The organism is Luteolibacter arcticus (assembly GCF_025950235.1).
GTDB lineage: Bacteria > Verrucomicrobiota > Verrucomicrobiia > Verrucomicrobiales > Akkermansiaceae > Haloferula > Haloferula arctica.
Genome location: NZ_JAPDDT010000015.1, coordinates 150,707 through 164,689, shown reverse-complemented (window position 1 = coordinate 164,689; position 13,983 = coordinate 150,707). Strand labels below are relative to the sequence as shown.

Annotated in this window: 14 protein-coding genes; 7 read left to right on the top strand and 7 right to left on the bottom strand. The window is 61.7% G+C overall.

What is annotated here, in order from left to right:
* Positions 1-206: 206 nt before the first annotated feature.
* Positions 207-467, top strand: coding sequence for a hypothetical protein (locus OKA05_RS24130; protein WP_264489772.1), 261 nt, complete (start codon positions 207-209; stop codon positions 465-467).
* 78 nt (positions 468-545) lie between these two features.
* On the opposite strand, the gene OKA05_RS24125 is transcribed toward OKA05_RS24130, so the two are convergent.
* Entirely contained in the window at positions 546-1,202 is a 657-nt protein-coding gene (locus OKA05_RS24125; RefSeq protein ID WP_264489771.1) for a phosphopantothenoylcysteine decarboxylase domain-containing protein, read from the bottom strand.
* 93 nt (positions 1,203-1,295) lie between these two features.
* A complete protein-coding gene (locus tag OKA05_RS24120) occupies positions 1,296-2,924 on the bottom strand; it encodes a tetratricopeptide repeat protein (RefSeq protein WP_264489770.1) in 1,629 nt (542 codons plus the stop codon).
* A gap of 152 nt (positions 2,925-3,076) precedes the next feature.
* On the opposite strand from OKA05_RS24120, the gene OKA05_RS24115 reads away from it, so the two are divergent.
* The 6 genes from OKA05_RS24115 (at position 3,077) to OKA05_RS24090 (ending at position 8,540) form a co-directional block, all read left to right on the top strand.
* Positions 3,077-3,829, top strand: a complete 753-nt coding sequence (locus OKA05_RS24115; protein ID WP_264489769.1) for an ABC transporter permease — start codon at positions 3,077-3,079, stop codon at positions 3,827-3,829.
* Between the two features lie 6 nt (positions 3,830-3,835).
* Complete coding sequence (locus OKA05_RS24110) at positions 3,836-5,419, top strand: DUF7088 domain-containing protein (RefSeq protein WP_264489768.1); 1,584 nt, start codon at positions 3,836-3,838, stop codon at positions 5,417-5,419.
* A 5-nt stretch (positions 5,420-5,424) separates the two neighbouring features.
* Positions 5,425-7,356 carry a DUF4340 domain-containing protein gene (locus OKA05_RS24105; protein WP_264489767.1) on the top strand — a complete coding sequence of 644 codons (1,932 nt, stop codon included), beginning with the start codon at positions 5,425-5,427 and terminating at the stop codon, positions 7,354-7,356.
* A 127-nt stretch (positions 7,357-7,483) separates the two neighbouring features.
* Entirely contained in the window at positions 7,484-7,756 is a 273-nt protein-coding gene (locus OKA05_RS24100; protein ID WP_264489766.1) for a BrnT family toxin, read from the top strand.
* Positions 7,757-7,767: 11 nt separating this feature from the next.
* A complete protein-coding gene (locus OKA05_RS24095; protein WP_264489765.1) occupies positions 7,768-8,040 on the top strand; it encodes a CopG family antitoxin in 273 nt (90 codons plus the stop codon).
* 110 nt (positions 8,041-8,150) lie between these two features.
* Positions 8,151-8,540, top strand: a complete 390-nt coding sequence (locus tag OKA05_RS24090) for a VanZ family protein (RefSeq protein ID WP_264489764.1) — start codon at positions 8,151-8,153, stop codon at positions 8,538-8,540.
* Positions 8,541-8,649: 109 nt separating this feature from the next.
* On the opposite strand, the gene OKA05_RS24085 is transcribed toward OKA05_RS24090, so the two are convergent.
* The 5 genes from OKA05_RS24085 to OKA05_RS24065 form a co-directional block, all read right to left on the bottom strand.
* Entirely contained in the window at positions 8,650-8,880 is a 231-nt protein-coding gene (locus tag OKA05_RS24085; protein ID WP_264489763.1) for a hypothetical protein, read from the bottom strand.
* A gap of 165 nt (positions 8,881-9,045) precedes the next feature.
* On the bottom strand, positions 9,046-9,870 hold the full coding sequence (locus OKA05_RS24080; protein WP_264489762.1) for a hypothetical protein: 825 nt from the start codon (positions 9,868-9,870) through the stop codon (positions 9,046-9,048).
* A 5-nt stretch (positions 9,871-9,875) separates the two neighbouring features.
* On the bottom strand, positions 9,876-10,010 hold the full coding sequence (locus OKA05_RS24075; protein ID WP_264489761.1) for a hypothetical protein: 135 nt from the start codon (positions 10,008-10,010) through the stop codon (positions 9,876-9,878).
* Positions 10,011-10,080: 70 nt separating this feature from the next.
* Positions 10,081-10,920, bottom strand: coding sequence for a hypothetical protein (locus OKA05_RS24070; RefSeq protein WP_264489760.1), 840 nt, complete (start codon positions 10,918-10,920; stop codon positions 10,081-10,083).
* Entirely contained in the window at positions 10,920-13,895 is a 2,976-nt protein-coding gene (locus OKA05_RS24065) for a thrombospondin type 3 repeat-containing protein (RefSeq protein ID WP_264489759.1), read from the bottom strand. The genes OKA05_RS24070 and OKA05_RS24065 overlap by 1 nt, the downstream gene beginning before the upstream one ends.
* Positions 13,896-13,983: the final 88 nt, after the last annotated feature.

Here is a 13,983-nt window from a genome sequence, read left to right as displayed (position 1 = left end):
GAAATGGTCGAAATCCATCATCGGACGAGGTATGTGAAACAGCCCAAATCCGCCTTAAGTTAGCGCCATTCGGGACTGACCCCATTCCTGACCTTTCAGCATTCTGGAAGGAGCTGCAGCGCGGGCTTGGCGACCAACAAACTTCTTGGCATACACAAAGATCCGTCGATCTTCTCCGGGGCGGATTCGTTCGCTAGGCAAAGCCAGTGAAATACACCTTCACAACCGACGATCAAAGTACAGCGTTCTTCGATGAGATTTCAGGAGAAATGATTGCTTTGTTCAATATTAGCCAAGACGACGCCGTTGGCAGGATCAACAGGCAGTGGAAGGGGCAGTCTTTTGTCGGCCCAGACGATCTGATCTACCACGAAACCGCTGTTTTTTGGGCAAAAACCCTATATTACGGAGTAAGAGTTAAGTGGTGGCTTAATCCGCCGGGACTAGCGCCACGACCTTATCCGTGAATGGGGTCAGCGAATTAGGTCAGTTCTCGCACTGTAACATTTCTCTGTTTCGTTGCGACTTTCAGCGCTGTTGCCTTGCTACAATACAATCGGCCTTCCCCTCTCTGCCGCCAACCGCTCGATCTCGCGGACGATGTGTGGCGCAAGATGATGCTTCTCATCCTCGGGCAACGCCTCGACGTGTTCCGGAAAGACCAGCAGCACCTCGTTGCGGTCGGAGTCGAAGCCGATGCCGGGCTTGGAGACGTCGTTGGCGATGACGAGGTCGCAGCCCTTGCGTTCGAGCTTGATTCGGGCGTTGGCTAACAGGTTCTCCGTCTCCGCGGCAAAGCCGACAAGCGTGCCGGTGAAACCGAACTCCCCTCTAACAGACCCGAGGATGTCCGGCGTGCGGACGAGCTCGAGCGTCAGCGTCTCGCCGGTCTTCTTGATCTTCTGCTCCGAAACCGCGGCCGGGCGGTAGTCGGCGACCGCCGCGGCGAAGACGGCGGCATCCATGCGGCCGATGTGTCGCTTCACCGCCTCGAACATCTCCGCCGCCGACTCCACCGGCAGGAAATCGACGCCCTCCGGCACCACCAGCACCGTGGGGCCGGAAACCAGAAGCACCTGATGCCCCGCGCGGGCAAAGGCATCCGCCATGGCGTAGCCCATCTTGCCCGACGAGCGATTGGTCAGGTACCGCACCGGATCCAACGCCTCGCGGGTCGGACCGGCAGTGACGAGGACGCGCATGAGATCAGTTGAGAGTAAGTAGTTGAGGGTTGAGAGGAAGAAAGAGACGTCGAGACCGGGACTTTGCCTTTCACTCTCAACCAAGACTCTCAACTATTCCCCCTTCTTCTCTTCCTTCGGCGCGTCAGGAGCGGGCACCTCGATCGCGGGCGTGACAGCCGTCGCCTTCTCGCCAGCAGGCTTCTTCTCTCCGGCAGGCTTGTCGCCGGCGGGCTTTTCCTCCGCCGGCTTCTCCTCCGCCGGCTTCTTGAGCAATTCCAGCTCCTTCTTCGCCTCGTTGAGCTGGTCGCCCTGCAACTTGCTGGTCAGGTCGCCGAGCAAGGTCTTGGCCTCGTTGTCACCGCGCTCGATCGCGAGCGAGGCAAGCGCCCAGGCTTTCGGCAGATTCTTCTCGGTGCCGAGACCCCCGGCGTGCAGGCGGGCGAGACCGGTGGTCGCCGCCGCGTGGCCTTGGTTGGCAGCCAGCGAGTAAAGCTGGCCCGCATTATTATAGTCCACGGCGGTGCCCATGCCGCGTTCGTAGAGGGTGCCTAGATTGTTCTGCGCCGCAGCGTGGCCCGACTTGGCGGCAGCGGTGAACCACGCGATGGCAGCGGTAGGGTCGCTCAGGCCGAGATTCCCCGAGACGTAAAGCAGGCCGATCTCGTTCTGCGCGACCGGCAGGCCGGTGTTCGCCGCGGAAAGCAGATACTTGTAGACGGAGAGCATTTCCGGCTTCTCCACCTTGGAAAGACGCGACGCCATTTCGAGCGCGGCGAGCGCATTGCCGGCCTCGGCGGCCTTCACCAGCCACTCGCGGCCCTTTTCCTCGCTCTTTTCCAGACCGCCCTTGCCCTCGAGGTGGAAGCCCGCCACGCGAAGCATGCAATCGCCCTGCTCCTTGTCAGCGCCCTTCTGGTAGTTGGCCAGCGCTTCCTTCTCGTTCTTTTTAACGTTTTCCTCGAAGTCGCCGAGCGCCAGGTAGGCCGCCCACTGCTCCTTCTCGATCGCCTTGGCGAGCCACTCGCGGCCCTCCTTTTCGTTCCGCAGCGACTCCTCGCCATTCAGCAGGCGCGAACCGAGAGGGATGAAGGCACTGGCGTCGCCGAGTCCGGCGGCCTTGCGGTAGAGATCGAGCGAGCGCTTGGCATCGACCTTCTCCTTGAAGCCGAAAGCTCCTTCGTAAAGCCGGGCAAGCAGCAGGATCGACGGCGTGTCACCGGCCTCGGACGCCTTGTTCCACCACTCGGCGGCCTTGGCGGAGTCCGGCTTTTCACTGAGCAGGCCGCGCAACCAAGCCTCGCCGAGGATCCGGCCGGCATTGGCCGGGTCGGTCTTGGCGGCGGACTCGAGCGCCTCGCGGCCGTCCTGGCGATCCTTCTCCTCCTTCGAGTTCAGCAAAATCAACGCGCGGCGGTAGGTCGCATCCTTGTGGCCGGCGGCGGCGGCCTTCTTGTAATTCTCCAGCGCGGCATCCCGCGAGGCAGGCGTGCCCTGGCCGGTCTCCGCGGCGAAGCCCAGCAGGAACAAGGCATCGGCGTCCCCCTTCTCCGCCAATGGCTTGGCAAGATCCACGCCGATGGTGTGGCGGCCTTCGCGGAAGGCATCGAGCGCGGCTTTGGCCGGGCCCTCGACACTTGGTAGGGCGGCAGGAGCATCGGTGCCGAGGCTGACCGCCGCAGGGGCGGAGGTGGAAACGACAGTCGCGAGGGCGAGGGCGAGCAGGAGGGCTTTAGCGGTCACGCCCAGCATTTAATGACGGGATCGCCCGGAGCAAAGGGGAAAGACGAAGAAATCGCACTCTCGCCCGCTTGCTGCGGCAGCCTGATTTTGGTGTTTCCGGCCGGAGATCCATTCCCTACACAAGCGTCCCCGCGCGGGCGGGCCGGATTTCCATGCGACTTTTGTTCATCATGCTCCGCAAGGAGCTGAAGGGGTACTTCCTCAATCCCTTCGGCTGGGTGGTGCTCGTCTTCGTGACGGCCATGCAAGGCGCGGCACTCTCGACGGCGATGAAGGGCTTCCGCGACTCGCCCAGCCAAAACAGTCTCGTCTACTCGGCCTACAATACGACCCTGTTCTGGTTCTGGTTCCTGTTCATCTTCCCGCTGATCACCATGCGCTCCTTCGCCGAGGAGGAACGCAGCGGCACCTTGGAAGGCCTGCTGACCGCCCCGGTCCGCACCTGGCAGGTGGTGCTTTCGAAATACGGCGCGGCGATGGTCTTCTACACCCTGCTGTGGATCCCCAGCTACCTGCAGTTCCGGATGTACGAGTGGGTGACCGATGTCCCGCCGGCCTACTCACCGGGCTCGATGCTCGGGGCCTACTCGATCCTGCTGCTGATGGGCGCGGCCTTCACCGCGATCGGCTGCCTGGCCTCGGCCCTGACCTCCAGCCAGATCATCGCCGGTCTGCTCACCATCGGCATGCTGGTGATCCACTATTTCCTCGGCTACGTGACCGCGATCTGGGGCGAGAATTTCAGGGCCGCGCCGATGTTCCACTACATCTCCAGCCAGGAGCACCTGCACTACTTCACCAAGGGCCTGCTGGATACCCGGCCGGTGGTCTATTACCTGAGCCTCGCGGCCTTCGTCCTCTTCCTCACCTATCAGGTGATCGATTACCGCCGCTGGCGCCGCTAATTCCCCATGAGCAACGAATCCGATCCCACGACGCAAAAGCCGGCGAAACCCGTGCGGCGCTTCGGCACCGGCGTGCTCTCGCTGCTCCAGGTCGCCTGTGTGACGGTGCTGTTCGCCGCGGTGAATTACCTGGGCTCGCAGCACTACGTGCCAAAGGACCTTAGCGCCGACTCGGCCTACACGCTCTCGCCCGCCACCCAGCGCTACCTCCAATCGGCCGCGGTGAAGGACCGCGCCGAGCCGGTGCGCCTGCTGCTCGCCTTCCGCCGCAGCAGCCCGATTTACGACCGGGTCCGCGCCCTCGGTGAGGAATATTACCGCCTCTCCGGCGGCAAGGTGAAGCTGGAGCTGCTCGATCCCGTCCGCTCGCCCGACCGCACCCAGCAGGTGGCCAAGGAGTACGGCGAGGTCTTCTCCACCTCCTTCGGCAAGTCGATGTTCACCACCGACCTCGCCATCATCGATGCGCGGACAACGGACCAGAAGCAGACCAGCCTGACCGCGGAGGCGGCCGGCAATGCCAGCTCGCACGTCCATTTCATCGAGGCCGAGCGGATGATCCGCTACGAGACCGAGTTCAAGGGCGACAACAGCCAGCGCAAGATCACCGGCTTCCTCGGCGAGGACGCCATCACCACCGGCATCCTCTCCGCGATCGAAGGCAAGCCGCGCAAGATCTACCTGCTCGCCGACAAGAGCGGCTTCAGCAACGAGGGCGCGGACTCGCCGCTCACGAACTTCGAAGCCACCCTTCTCAGCCAGAATGCCCTTACCCTGCGCGCCCGCATCTCCGGCATCGAGCGCATCCCGGACGACGTGTCCGCCGTCGCGATCGTCAATCCCACCTACGACTTCACCCCGCAGGAACTGGAGGTCCTCACGGAATACTGGGAGCGGCCGAAGTCATCCTTGCTCATCACGCTCGGCGGCGTCGATACCCCGCCGCGCTTGCGGGCCTTCCTGCGGAACGTGGGCATCACCCCGCGCAAGGACCGCATCATCTCCAAGAATGGCGATCAGGTCGTGACGAATGTCCGCGCCGGCTTCACGGCGGGCATGGAGTTCACCCGCGACTTTGCCAACAAGACCACCATCTTCGAAGGTGCCACCTCCAGCCTCGAAGTCCGCGAAAAGGACAACGAAGACCTCACCTCAAAGGGCATCCGCCCCTACGTGCTGATCGAGACCGGCAATGACTTCTGGGGAGAAACGAAATTCTCCACCGCCAAGCCGAGCTTCGACCCGCGCGAGGACAATCCCGGCCCGATCAGCCTCGCTGGCGCGGTGATCCGCGGCGCGGCGACCCGCGACGATCTCGGCGAACGCATTTCCCGCATGGTCGTGGTGTCCAACTCCGACTTCCTCGCGCCAAAGTACTTCTCGGACATCAACAAGGACTTCCTCGCCAGCAGCGTGAACTGGCTGATCGGCCGCGAGGAACTCACCGGCAGCGGCCCCCGCACGCTGGGCAGCTACAAGCTCCCGCTGCTCGATAGCCAGGTCTCGTTCATCAACCGCGTGAACCTGTTCTTCCTTCCCGCCTTCGGAGCCCTGATCGCAGGCCTCGTCTGGTCCTCGCGCCGCGCCTGACATCCATGCGTTCGATTTCCTTCACGCTGTTGCTGATCGTGGTGACCGTCGCGGCCGCCCTGACCGCCTCGCTGCGTTTTTCCGAAGGAAGCCTCGATCGCCTGCTCGGGCCGAAGACCACCGTCACCGGCGACCGCCTCTACGACTTCGACCCGCAGAAGATCCACCGTATCCTGCTCTCCGGCAACGGGGTGAAGGCCGAGTGCATCTTCGAGAAAGGCATCTGGCGCGTGGCCAAGCCGTGGGCCGATCGCATGGACCCGTCCGCCGCGGATGGCATCCTCAATTTCACCCTCGGCACCCGCGTCGAGGACATCATCCCGGAAGGCAAGATCGACACCGTCAAGGCCGGCCTCATCGAGGGCACCATCGGCGTGCGCATCGAGGACAAGGACGGCAACTCGCTCGCCACCTACCTGCTCGGCCGCAAGACCGAGTGGCTGCACCGCGACCCGAAGACCAAGGAAGAGATCCCCACCGTCTTTCTCCAGCCGCAGGACGGCGAGCACGGCGGCTACATCTACGCCACCACCGGCGACATCCACTTCCTCTTCCGCGACGGTCTCCGTCACCTGCGCGACCATCACCCGCTCTTCTTCAATCCCGTCGCCCTGCAATCCGTCCGCATTCAGAGCGCGGAGTCGGAGGTCGTGCTCTCCCGCACCGGCGCCAAGGCCCCATGGCTCATCACCAAGCCGCTCGAGCTGCTGACCGACGAGACCGCGGTGAACAAGCTCCTCGCCGACCTCTACCTGCTGCGCGCCGTGAAGATCGCCGAGCGCTCCGAGGTCACCTTGCCCGCCGACGACGTGAACGGCCGCCAGCGCATCGCTATCAAGCATTTCGGCCAGCCCGAGGAGGTCGTGATGGAAATCATGCCGCCGGCGACACCCGAGGCCGACACCGTCTTCGCCACCGTCAGTGACCGGCCCGGTACCGTCTTCGAGCTGCGGCTCAAGCCGCTCGCCCCCACCCTCGCCACCGATGGCACCCCGGCGACCAAGATCCCCGTCGAAGACCTCGTCTCCATCGCCGGCCTGCCGGACACGGTCAACGAGTTGCGCGACCCACGCCTGACCGATCTCAAGGTCGTGGACATCCAGGGGATTCTCATTTCCCCCGCCACCTCCGAGGAAATCGCGCTCGCCTGCCCGAAGGGCGGCCGCTGGCAGGTCCAGAATCCCGCCGGCCGCATGGAGCCGCTCAATGAGATGTCGCTCTATCGGCTGCTGAAGGCCGTGACCGAAACCAAGGTCATCGGCTTCCCCAGCGACGCCGCGGTCGATCTTACCCCCTACGGTCTCGACCGCCCCGCCCTCAAGCTGCGCATCGTGACCAACGCCGAAAAGGTCGTCGACCTGCACTTCGGCCAGGGCCGCGATGGCACATGGCACGCGATGCATGCCGGTGTGCCCCGGGTGATGAAGCTGGACGACGCCTTCATCAACGAGATCTCCACCAAGATCTGGCAATGGCGGCAGCCGGATGTCCTGAACATCGCCTCCTTCGACCTCGCTTTCATCGAGCGGCAGATGGAAGGTAGCCCCGACCTCAAGCTCGGCTACCGCTGGAATGACGAGTCATGGACCGCCCACGAGGGCGACACCGACCGCTCCGCCGAGCTGATCACCGAGCGCGCCAACCGGCTGCTCGACCCGCTGCTCAAGCTCCGTGGCGATAGCTGGCTCGCAGCCGACGACGCCAACGCCCGCGCCGCCCTGGCCAAGCCGGCCATGCGCTTCACCCTCGGCATCAAGCTCCGCGATGCGGACAACGAGGAGGCCGGCATCCAGCGCCGCGAGATCCTGCTCGCTCCCGCCAGCGATAGCCGGCAGAACCGCTTCTTCTTCGGCCGCATCAGCAGCGAGCCACAGCCCTTCATCATCAGCTCCGACACCGTCGCCCGCCTCGCCGTCGATCTTTTCGGCGACGATTGAATGGGCATTGTAAATCCGGGGCTACACGTCGTTAGACGACCGGAAATCCGGCTTTCCCCCTTATTTCCAATTTCCCATTCCCAAGCCCGCGATTCTTGTGTTTTCTGCGGGCCGCAACCGATTCCCTATGGAACTCGACCTCATCGACGTCCACTTCGACCTGAAGTCCATCAAGCCCCGCGAACTCGAGGAGGCCCTTGAGGACCCGTTCGGTTTGCGCCTGCTTCCCGACCAGGAGTCGGGCGAAAGCCGCTTTTACGCCCTCGGCCGCACCGTCGCGGACCGCCTCCTCTTCGTGTGCTTCTGGACCGACGGCAAACGCACCCGCGTCATCGCCGCACGGCCGATGAGCGACGGGGAACAACGATTCTACGAGCGCAAATACGCCGAGTTCAAATAATGAGCCAGCCCATGCAGCCCATCGCCCGCTGGTCGGACATCCCGATCTTTGACGACGAAGAAGCCGAAGCCCGCTTCTGGGAAACCCATGAACTGGAGGCCCGGCTCATGTCCGGCTCCATCCATGAGCCCGACTCGCGTGAATCCACGACCATCACGCTGCGCTTCGACCCGCGCATGCTGTCCCGCATCAAGCGCATCGCCCGCTCACGCTTCCTCAATTACCAGTCGATGATGAAGCAGTGGCTGGCCGAGCGGCTCGAGGACGAGCTGCGCAAGCAGTAAGCAAGGGAGCGGATCTTCAGGGGAGAAAACAGAGACCGCGGAGAAATCCATGATCCCTCTCTGTTCCCTCCCTTTCCTCCTGCTCCATCTCCATCGGACCCTCTGATTCGATGCGCCGCCTGACTCGCCAGCCTTGGTTCTGGCTCGCCGCGTTCGCGATCTGGTTCGGCACGCTGTGGTGGCTCTCCTCACGGGTGCAGCACTTCCCGCCGGGCCTCGATTTCCGGGCCAGCGACAAGCTCCTCCACTTCGGCTACTTCTTCGGCGGCGCGGGCCTGTTCTCCGCCTTCCTGTTTCGGCGTCGTCCGGAGAATCCGAACTGGGGCCTCATCTTTGCCCTCACCTTCCTCGTCTGCTTCATGACTGGCGTGTCGGACGAGTGGCACCAGACGAAAGTCCCCGGCCGCAGCGGCAACGATCCCGCCGATCTTGCGGCCGATATGTTAGGCGCCATGTGCGGCGCGCTGGTCTTCCGCAAGGTCCACCGGGTCCTGAAGTGACGATCGGGCACAGAAGAATCCCGCTTCCCCCATCGACCTTGCTCAGGCCAGAGGAGAAGCGGGTGATCTTAAATGATTTCGGAATCAGGAAAAAATCGGGGCGCACCGATCAGCGCGTCGCGTCCTTCACGTCGTCCTTGAGGTCCTTCGCGGCGTCCTTCACCTCGCCACCAGCATCCTTGGCCGCGTCCTTGACGTCTTCCGCGGCATCCTTGATTCCCTCGTTCGGACGGCGGTCCAGAGCGTCATCGATCTTTTCCTTCACTTCCGGCGTCTCTTTCTTTTCGCAAGCGCTGAAGCAAGCAAGGGACGCGGCGGCAATCAAGTAGGTAAGCTTCATATTCAATTCGGGTTCCGTCGGATTTGATCGCCGACTTCTAACAAGTGCCACCGTTCCGCCAGCGGTCAAACGACTTTATTCCCCGAATCTTGAAAAGAGGGCATCCACTGTCACCTTAATCGCTCCCGCATCATCCGCAACTCGCGTTCTGCGGATTCCAAGCGGTCATGCCGCTTTCCTCGCAAAGGCGAACTTGGCAGCGAGAATCAATGCCATCACTGCCAGCGAAAGCGCGATCCACACCGAAAGGTTCGATGAGCCGGGCGAGACACTGGCAGAGTCGGGTCCCGGTTGAGGAGAGCCGGGCCGAGCTTCGCTTGGATCAAGCGCCGTGGAAACCGGTCCGGCGAGCGAATAAATCGTCTTGTCGCCCTTGAAGGAGAAAGTCCGTGTCCCGGCCCGTACCTGCTCGAACCATAGCTGCCAGGAGCGAACGTCGTTGCGGTGGTCGGGATTCTTCGACTTCACGGGCGGGTTCTCCAAGCCGAGGTTGTGAAGGGAAATCACGGCGAAACAGGAACTTGGCATCCACTCCGCTTCGTTGATGGGCCCCTCAAACGGAGAGCGTTCGTCGAAGAGTTGCGCGCCAAGCACCTTGACGGTTTCGGGACTTTGCAAGTGGGACAATGTTTGGAAATACCAGCCTCTTCCGCCTTCGAATTGGAGTCCGGTGCGGTTGATTTCGTTGTCCGTCATCGCCTTGATTTCCTTACCGAACCATTCGGCATGGCCGGGAATTGAAAGAAGCAAATCGCGAGCACTGCTGTAGACCACCCGGTCTCCTTTCTCGACATGAGTGTTGAGCGAATACTTGCGAACCCACTTTCCTAGATTCGGGATAGCCTGCTCCGGCGGAAGGGCTTTCCGCTCCTCGATTGCCGCAAGTTGCCGCGCCTCCCATTCCGCGTAGTCAGCAGGATCTTCAGGCAACGCGATGCAGGCCCCTTGGAGCAGGTACGCAAATATCACCAGGATCAAGATCGGTTTCATTCCTATTAGTCGACGTTTCCTTCTAACCAATCTTCCGCTTCATCCCACTCCGCCTTGACGATGAGCTTCGGGGGAGCGCCGCCGCCTTGGTAGGTATACATGAGTCGAAGGGTCAGGTCAGTGCCGGGCAGGGCTGTCATGCCGGGATTGCTTTTGTCGTTCGGATGGCCTCTCCCCCAGAAAACGTGACCGGTTTCGTGGGCCAAGCGGTCACGCCGGTTTCTTTGCAAAAGCGAACTTGGCAGCGAGAATCAATGCCACCACTGCAAACGAAAGCGCGATCCACACCGAAAGGTTCGACGAGCCGGGCGAAGCACCCGCTAGGTCCGGTACCGGTTGAGGAGATTCAGACTGGCCGTTGGCGGGATCGAGCGCCGCGGCAACGGGACCGGCGAGAGAATAGATCGTCTTGTCACCCTTGAAGGAGAAGGTGCGTGTCCCAGCCCGGACCTGCTCGAACCACAATTGCCAAGTTCGGAGATCGTTGCGGTAGTCGGCGTAACTCGTCTTCACCGGCGGATTTTCCAGCCCGAGGTTATGGAGCGCAGCGGCGGCGAAATAACAGCTCGGCTTCCACTCCGCTTCGTTGAGAGGGCCCTCGAAGGGAGAGCGCTCGTCGAAGAGCTGTTCGCCAAGCACTTTGACGGTTTCGGGAGAAGGTAGCTGGGACAATGTTTGGAAATACCAGCCCCTCCCGCCTTCAAATTGGAGGCCGGTACGGTTGATTTTGTTGTCCGTCATCGCCTTGATTTCCTTCCCGAACCATTCTGCGTGGCCGGGAATTTCAGTTATGTAAATTCGAAGTTTTTTCATAACTTCTTCTTTCTCTTCGCAGTCTCGATAATCAAGCACCCCTAGTTGCCGGATCATTTCTCCCAATTTTGGCAATGCTTCATGATTTGGTTTGGTCGAGATTTGCTCAATTTCTAAGATCCGTCGATTTAGCCACCGTTGCGCGCCCTGCTGATCATCGGGAACATCCGGCAACGCGGCCGACAACCGAACCATGAACCAGAGAAAGAAAATTCCTATCGGACAGAGAGCTTTCATTAGTCTTCCTCGTCCCTCACGTTCCTCTCCAACCAACCCTCCGCCTCATCCCATTCCGCTTTGACAATCAGCTTCGGTGGAGCGCCGCTGCCTTGGTAGGTGTACATCAGTCGAAGGGTCAGATCGGTGCCGGGCAGGGCTGCCATGCCGGGATTGCTTTTATCGTTCGGGTGACCTTCCCCCCAGAACACATGCCCGGTTTCATGGGCCAAGCTATTCAGCCATCGTTCCTTACCGGCGGCATCTCCGCCGACCAGAGCCCTCACGGGGAGCCAGATTTTGGTTCCTCCGCCGTCGCCGCCGTCGGGAGTCCAGCCCCCCAAGGACGGGTTGGTTTGGGAGGGAGTTCCCAAGCTGGCATAGCCTCCGGTGACGAAGATCTGTATGTGGCCCTCCGTTTTCCCTGCGACGATAGCGTCTAACGTGGTTTGGGGAACGGTTACTGGATCGAGAGACTGCCCGGGGTCAGCAGCCATTTCGCTCTCGTCCTTCGGGATGACATTGAAAGTCACCCCGACCTGAGACTGGAAGACGCCATTCAAATAGGTTTCCATCTCCAGTTCGGTCGGAAGCGGCGGCAGGTTGCTCGGCGGATTCGTCTCCGTGAAATTGGGTCGCTTCAAGGGCCTGACGGAAACATTTACCACGCGGGGCTTCATCACCTTGACGCGGATGGGAACGGAGGCGGAGGGGACCGCACCGATCTTCAAGGAGAGGGCGAACTCCTGCCCATGCGCCGAGGCCGGGGCCGAGAGCGCGATCGTTTGATCGGCGCTCGTGAGCGAGGCGGGATCGGTGGTCACAGCACCGGTCTGGTCGATCACAATGGGAACGGCGGCGCTGGCAGTACTTTTGACGCGTACGGTGGTGGAGCCGCCGGCGGGCACCATGATCCAGAACTCATCCTTGTTCCCGGCACGGAGCACGGCGGAATATGGGCTCCCGTCGCTGGCAGCGGCCGACTGGCTGTCCAGGCCGCTGGCAGGAGTGTCGGTGGAGAGGCGGAGCGGCACGCCAAGCATGGCCTCGAGAGGCGCGTTTTCGTCGCTCTTCAGGGTCAAGGTCCACCCGTGGCGGGTGGTATCGGCAAACCGGACCCCCATTCCCCGCCAAGCCCCGGGCAAACCGGGAGCCATCTCATGTCCCGGGCGGATATCGAAGTCGCTGAGCCAGACATTCCAGGAAGGCTGGAGGGCAAACCGCCCTTCCGACGAGAAGTCCACAGCCGACTTGAGGGTGCCGTTTTCTTTCCAAGTGGAGTCGGACGAATCGAGGAAAAAGGGCTTTAGAGCACTATCGGCGAACGCGCCAAGCCCCCCGCCCGGAAGCTTGGCGACGCGGCTGTAAGGACCGTTGAAAACATGATCGCCCGCTTTGAATCTCCCCAGATCGTCCGTCCCGCATTCAAGCCCGTTGGAAGCGATCCAGACGGTTTGCTCCCCGGCGGCCGCGACTTGGGTCACGGTGGGGCTGCCGGCGGTTCCCTGCCAGATCTGGCGGGGAGCTTCGGCCTCGCGATCCACCTGCACTGTGAAGTAAGTGCCGCCGGATCCAGGACCGGAGACCAGCGCCCCCAGATTAGCGACAAACTTCCCGTCGGGGTTGACGTTCATGTCGGAGGGAGCCGGGAAACCGACATGCGCCTCTCCGCCGGGCAACGCATGCGCCACCGGGACCAGATAGTTTTCTCCGATTTTCAGGGGCATCGGGTCACCTCCCGCCACCGGCCAAGTCACCATGCAATGGGTTTTCGACACGCCGGCATCCCCCGGAGGATCGATATCGCCGATGCCCAGAATGAAACCGTTGTCGCCAATGCCGATGGCGTAGCAATCCGAAAGCAGGGCTCCACTCGCGGGATTGAGAGCGAGCGGAGCGCCATTGTGCCAAACCGATTCCCGATAGAGCACGTCGCCCTGGTCATTCACATGGGCGATGGCACCGGTGCCGGTGACCGGAAAGAGCGCGAAGAGGAGATGATCACCTTTCTGCCATTGGACAGCATTGTCGCCAGGAGCGGCATCGACAGTATCAACGATCCCGTCCTCGTCGGCATCCTTCTCCTGACCGTCCGGTGTGCCGTTGCCATCGGCGTCGGCATTGAAGGGATCGCCGAAAGCAGCATCCTCCCCACCCGCAGCGGCCACGGCAAGCTCCAGCCAGTCCGGCGTGCCGTCCCCATCGGCATCGCCCCCAGCATCTCCTTTGACCCGGAAGAAGCGTCTGCTTCCGGGGGCAGACGGAGGCGGAGGCGGCTGATTTCGAGATCTCGCAACGCTCTGCTGAACCTCCAGATCCATGTCCGCGAAGTGAGCTTCAAAGATCTCAAGCGCGGTCTGATCCTTCGGGCCAAGTGCCGGAAGCGGCGTGGCCGGTGGAGGGAGTGCTGCACCAGGACGCCAAATGGCGAAGGTGTGGCCGGAAAAGTAAGAGGAGACGAAAAGGGGCACTTGCTGCCATTCCTGCGATAGCTCGAGTTCCGGAAAATGACGGACTACCGTCCCCTCAGAGTCCAGTGAATGGAAGGAAGCAATCAAGCCGCCGGTAGTTGCCGGGCGCAGGAGGAGGGAGACGAACCGCTCAGGAGGTCCGGAGGGCGATGGATCCGGATCCGGTTCTTCCGGAGGAGTCACCACGACGCGCTCAATTATTGGTGTCACAATCTCATGCCCGAGGCCGAAATGGGGATCCCCGAGTCTTTCCCACTGGAGCAGGTCATCAGAAGCTTCGATCGCATACGAGACACCCGGAATGGTTTCCACCACCAGACAGTCGAAGGGACGTCCGGGCTCCAGTTCGATCCGTTCCAGTCGAGTTTTCGGAGTCGGATCAGGTGGAACGAAAACCCCTACCTCGGCACGAAGAACTGGAAAGAGCAAAAGAAGCGCAACGAGGCTAAGACGCAAGATGATCATCATCACAAGGGGATTCGGAAAAGTCTTTGATATAGAATCCTGATGCAATCTTGGAGTCAAAATATGGCGATTTTAAAGTGCGGGAGAACACCAACTCACAGACAGATCAGTCAAGCCCTCTAAAGTGAAAGAACCTCTCCACTGCGGG

What these genes read in the sequence shown, in the direction of transcription:
- OKA05_RS24110 (WP_264489768.1), top strand. Translation starts at nt 3,836, where the DNA reads ATGAGCAACGAATCCGATCCCACGACGCAAAAGCCGGCGAAACCCGTG.
- OKA05_RS24090 (WP_264489764.1), top strand. Translation starts at nt 8,151, where the DNA reads ATGCGCCGCCTGACTCGCCAGCCTTGGTTCTGGCTCGCCGCGTTCGCG.
- OKA05_RS24085 (WP_264489763.1), bottom strand. Translation starts at nt 8,880, where the DNA reads ATGAAGCTTACCTACTTGATTGCCGCCGCGTCCCTTGCTTGCTTCAGC.
- OKA05_RS24095 (WP_264489765.1), top strand. Translation starts at nt 7,768, where the DNA reads ATGCAGCCCATCGCCCGCTGGTCGGACATCCCGATCTTTGACGACGAA.
- OKA05_RS24080 (WP_264489762.1), bottom strand. Translation starts at nt 9,870, where the DNA reads ATGAAACCGATCTTGATCCTGGTGATATTTGCGTACCTGCTCCAAGGG.
- OKA05_RS24105 (WP_264489767.1), top strand. Translation starts at nt 5,425, where the DNA reads ATGCGTTCGATTTCCTTCACGCTGTTGCTGATCGTGGTGACCGTCGCG.
- OKA05_RS24070 (WP_264489760.1), bottom strand. Translation starts at nt 10,920, where the DNA reads ATGAAAGCTCTCTGTCCGATAGGAATTTTCTTTCTCTGGTTCATGGTT.
- OKA05_RS24115 (WP_264489769.1), top strand. Translation starts at nt 3,077, where the DNA reads ATGCGACTTTTGTTCATCATGCTCCGCAAGGAGCTGAAGGGGTACTTC.
- OKA05_RS24100 (WP_264489766.1), top strand. Translation starts at nt 7,484, where the DNA reads ATGGAACTCGACCTCATCGACGTCCACTTCGACCTGAAGTCCATCAAG.
- OKA05_RS24075 (WP_264489761.1), bottom strand. Translation starts at nt 10,010, where the DNA reads ATGACAGCCCTGCCCGGCACTGACCTGACCCTTCGACTCATGTATACC.
- OKA05_RS24125 (WP_264489771.1), bottom strand. Translation starts at nt 1,202, where the DNA reads ATGCGCGTCCTCGTCACTGCCGGTCCGACCCGCGAGGCGTTGGATCCG.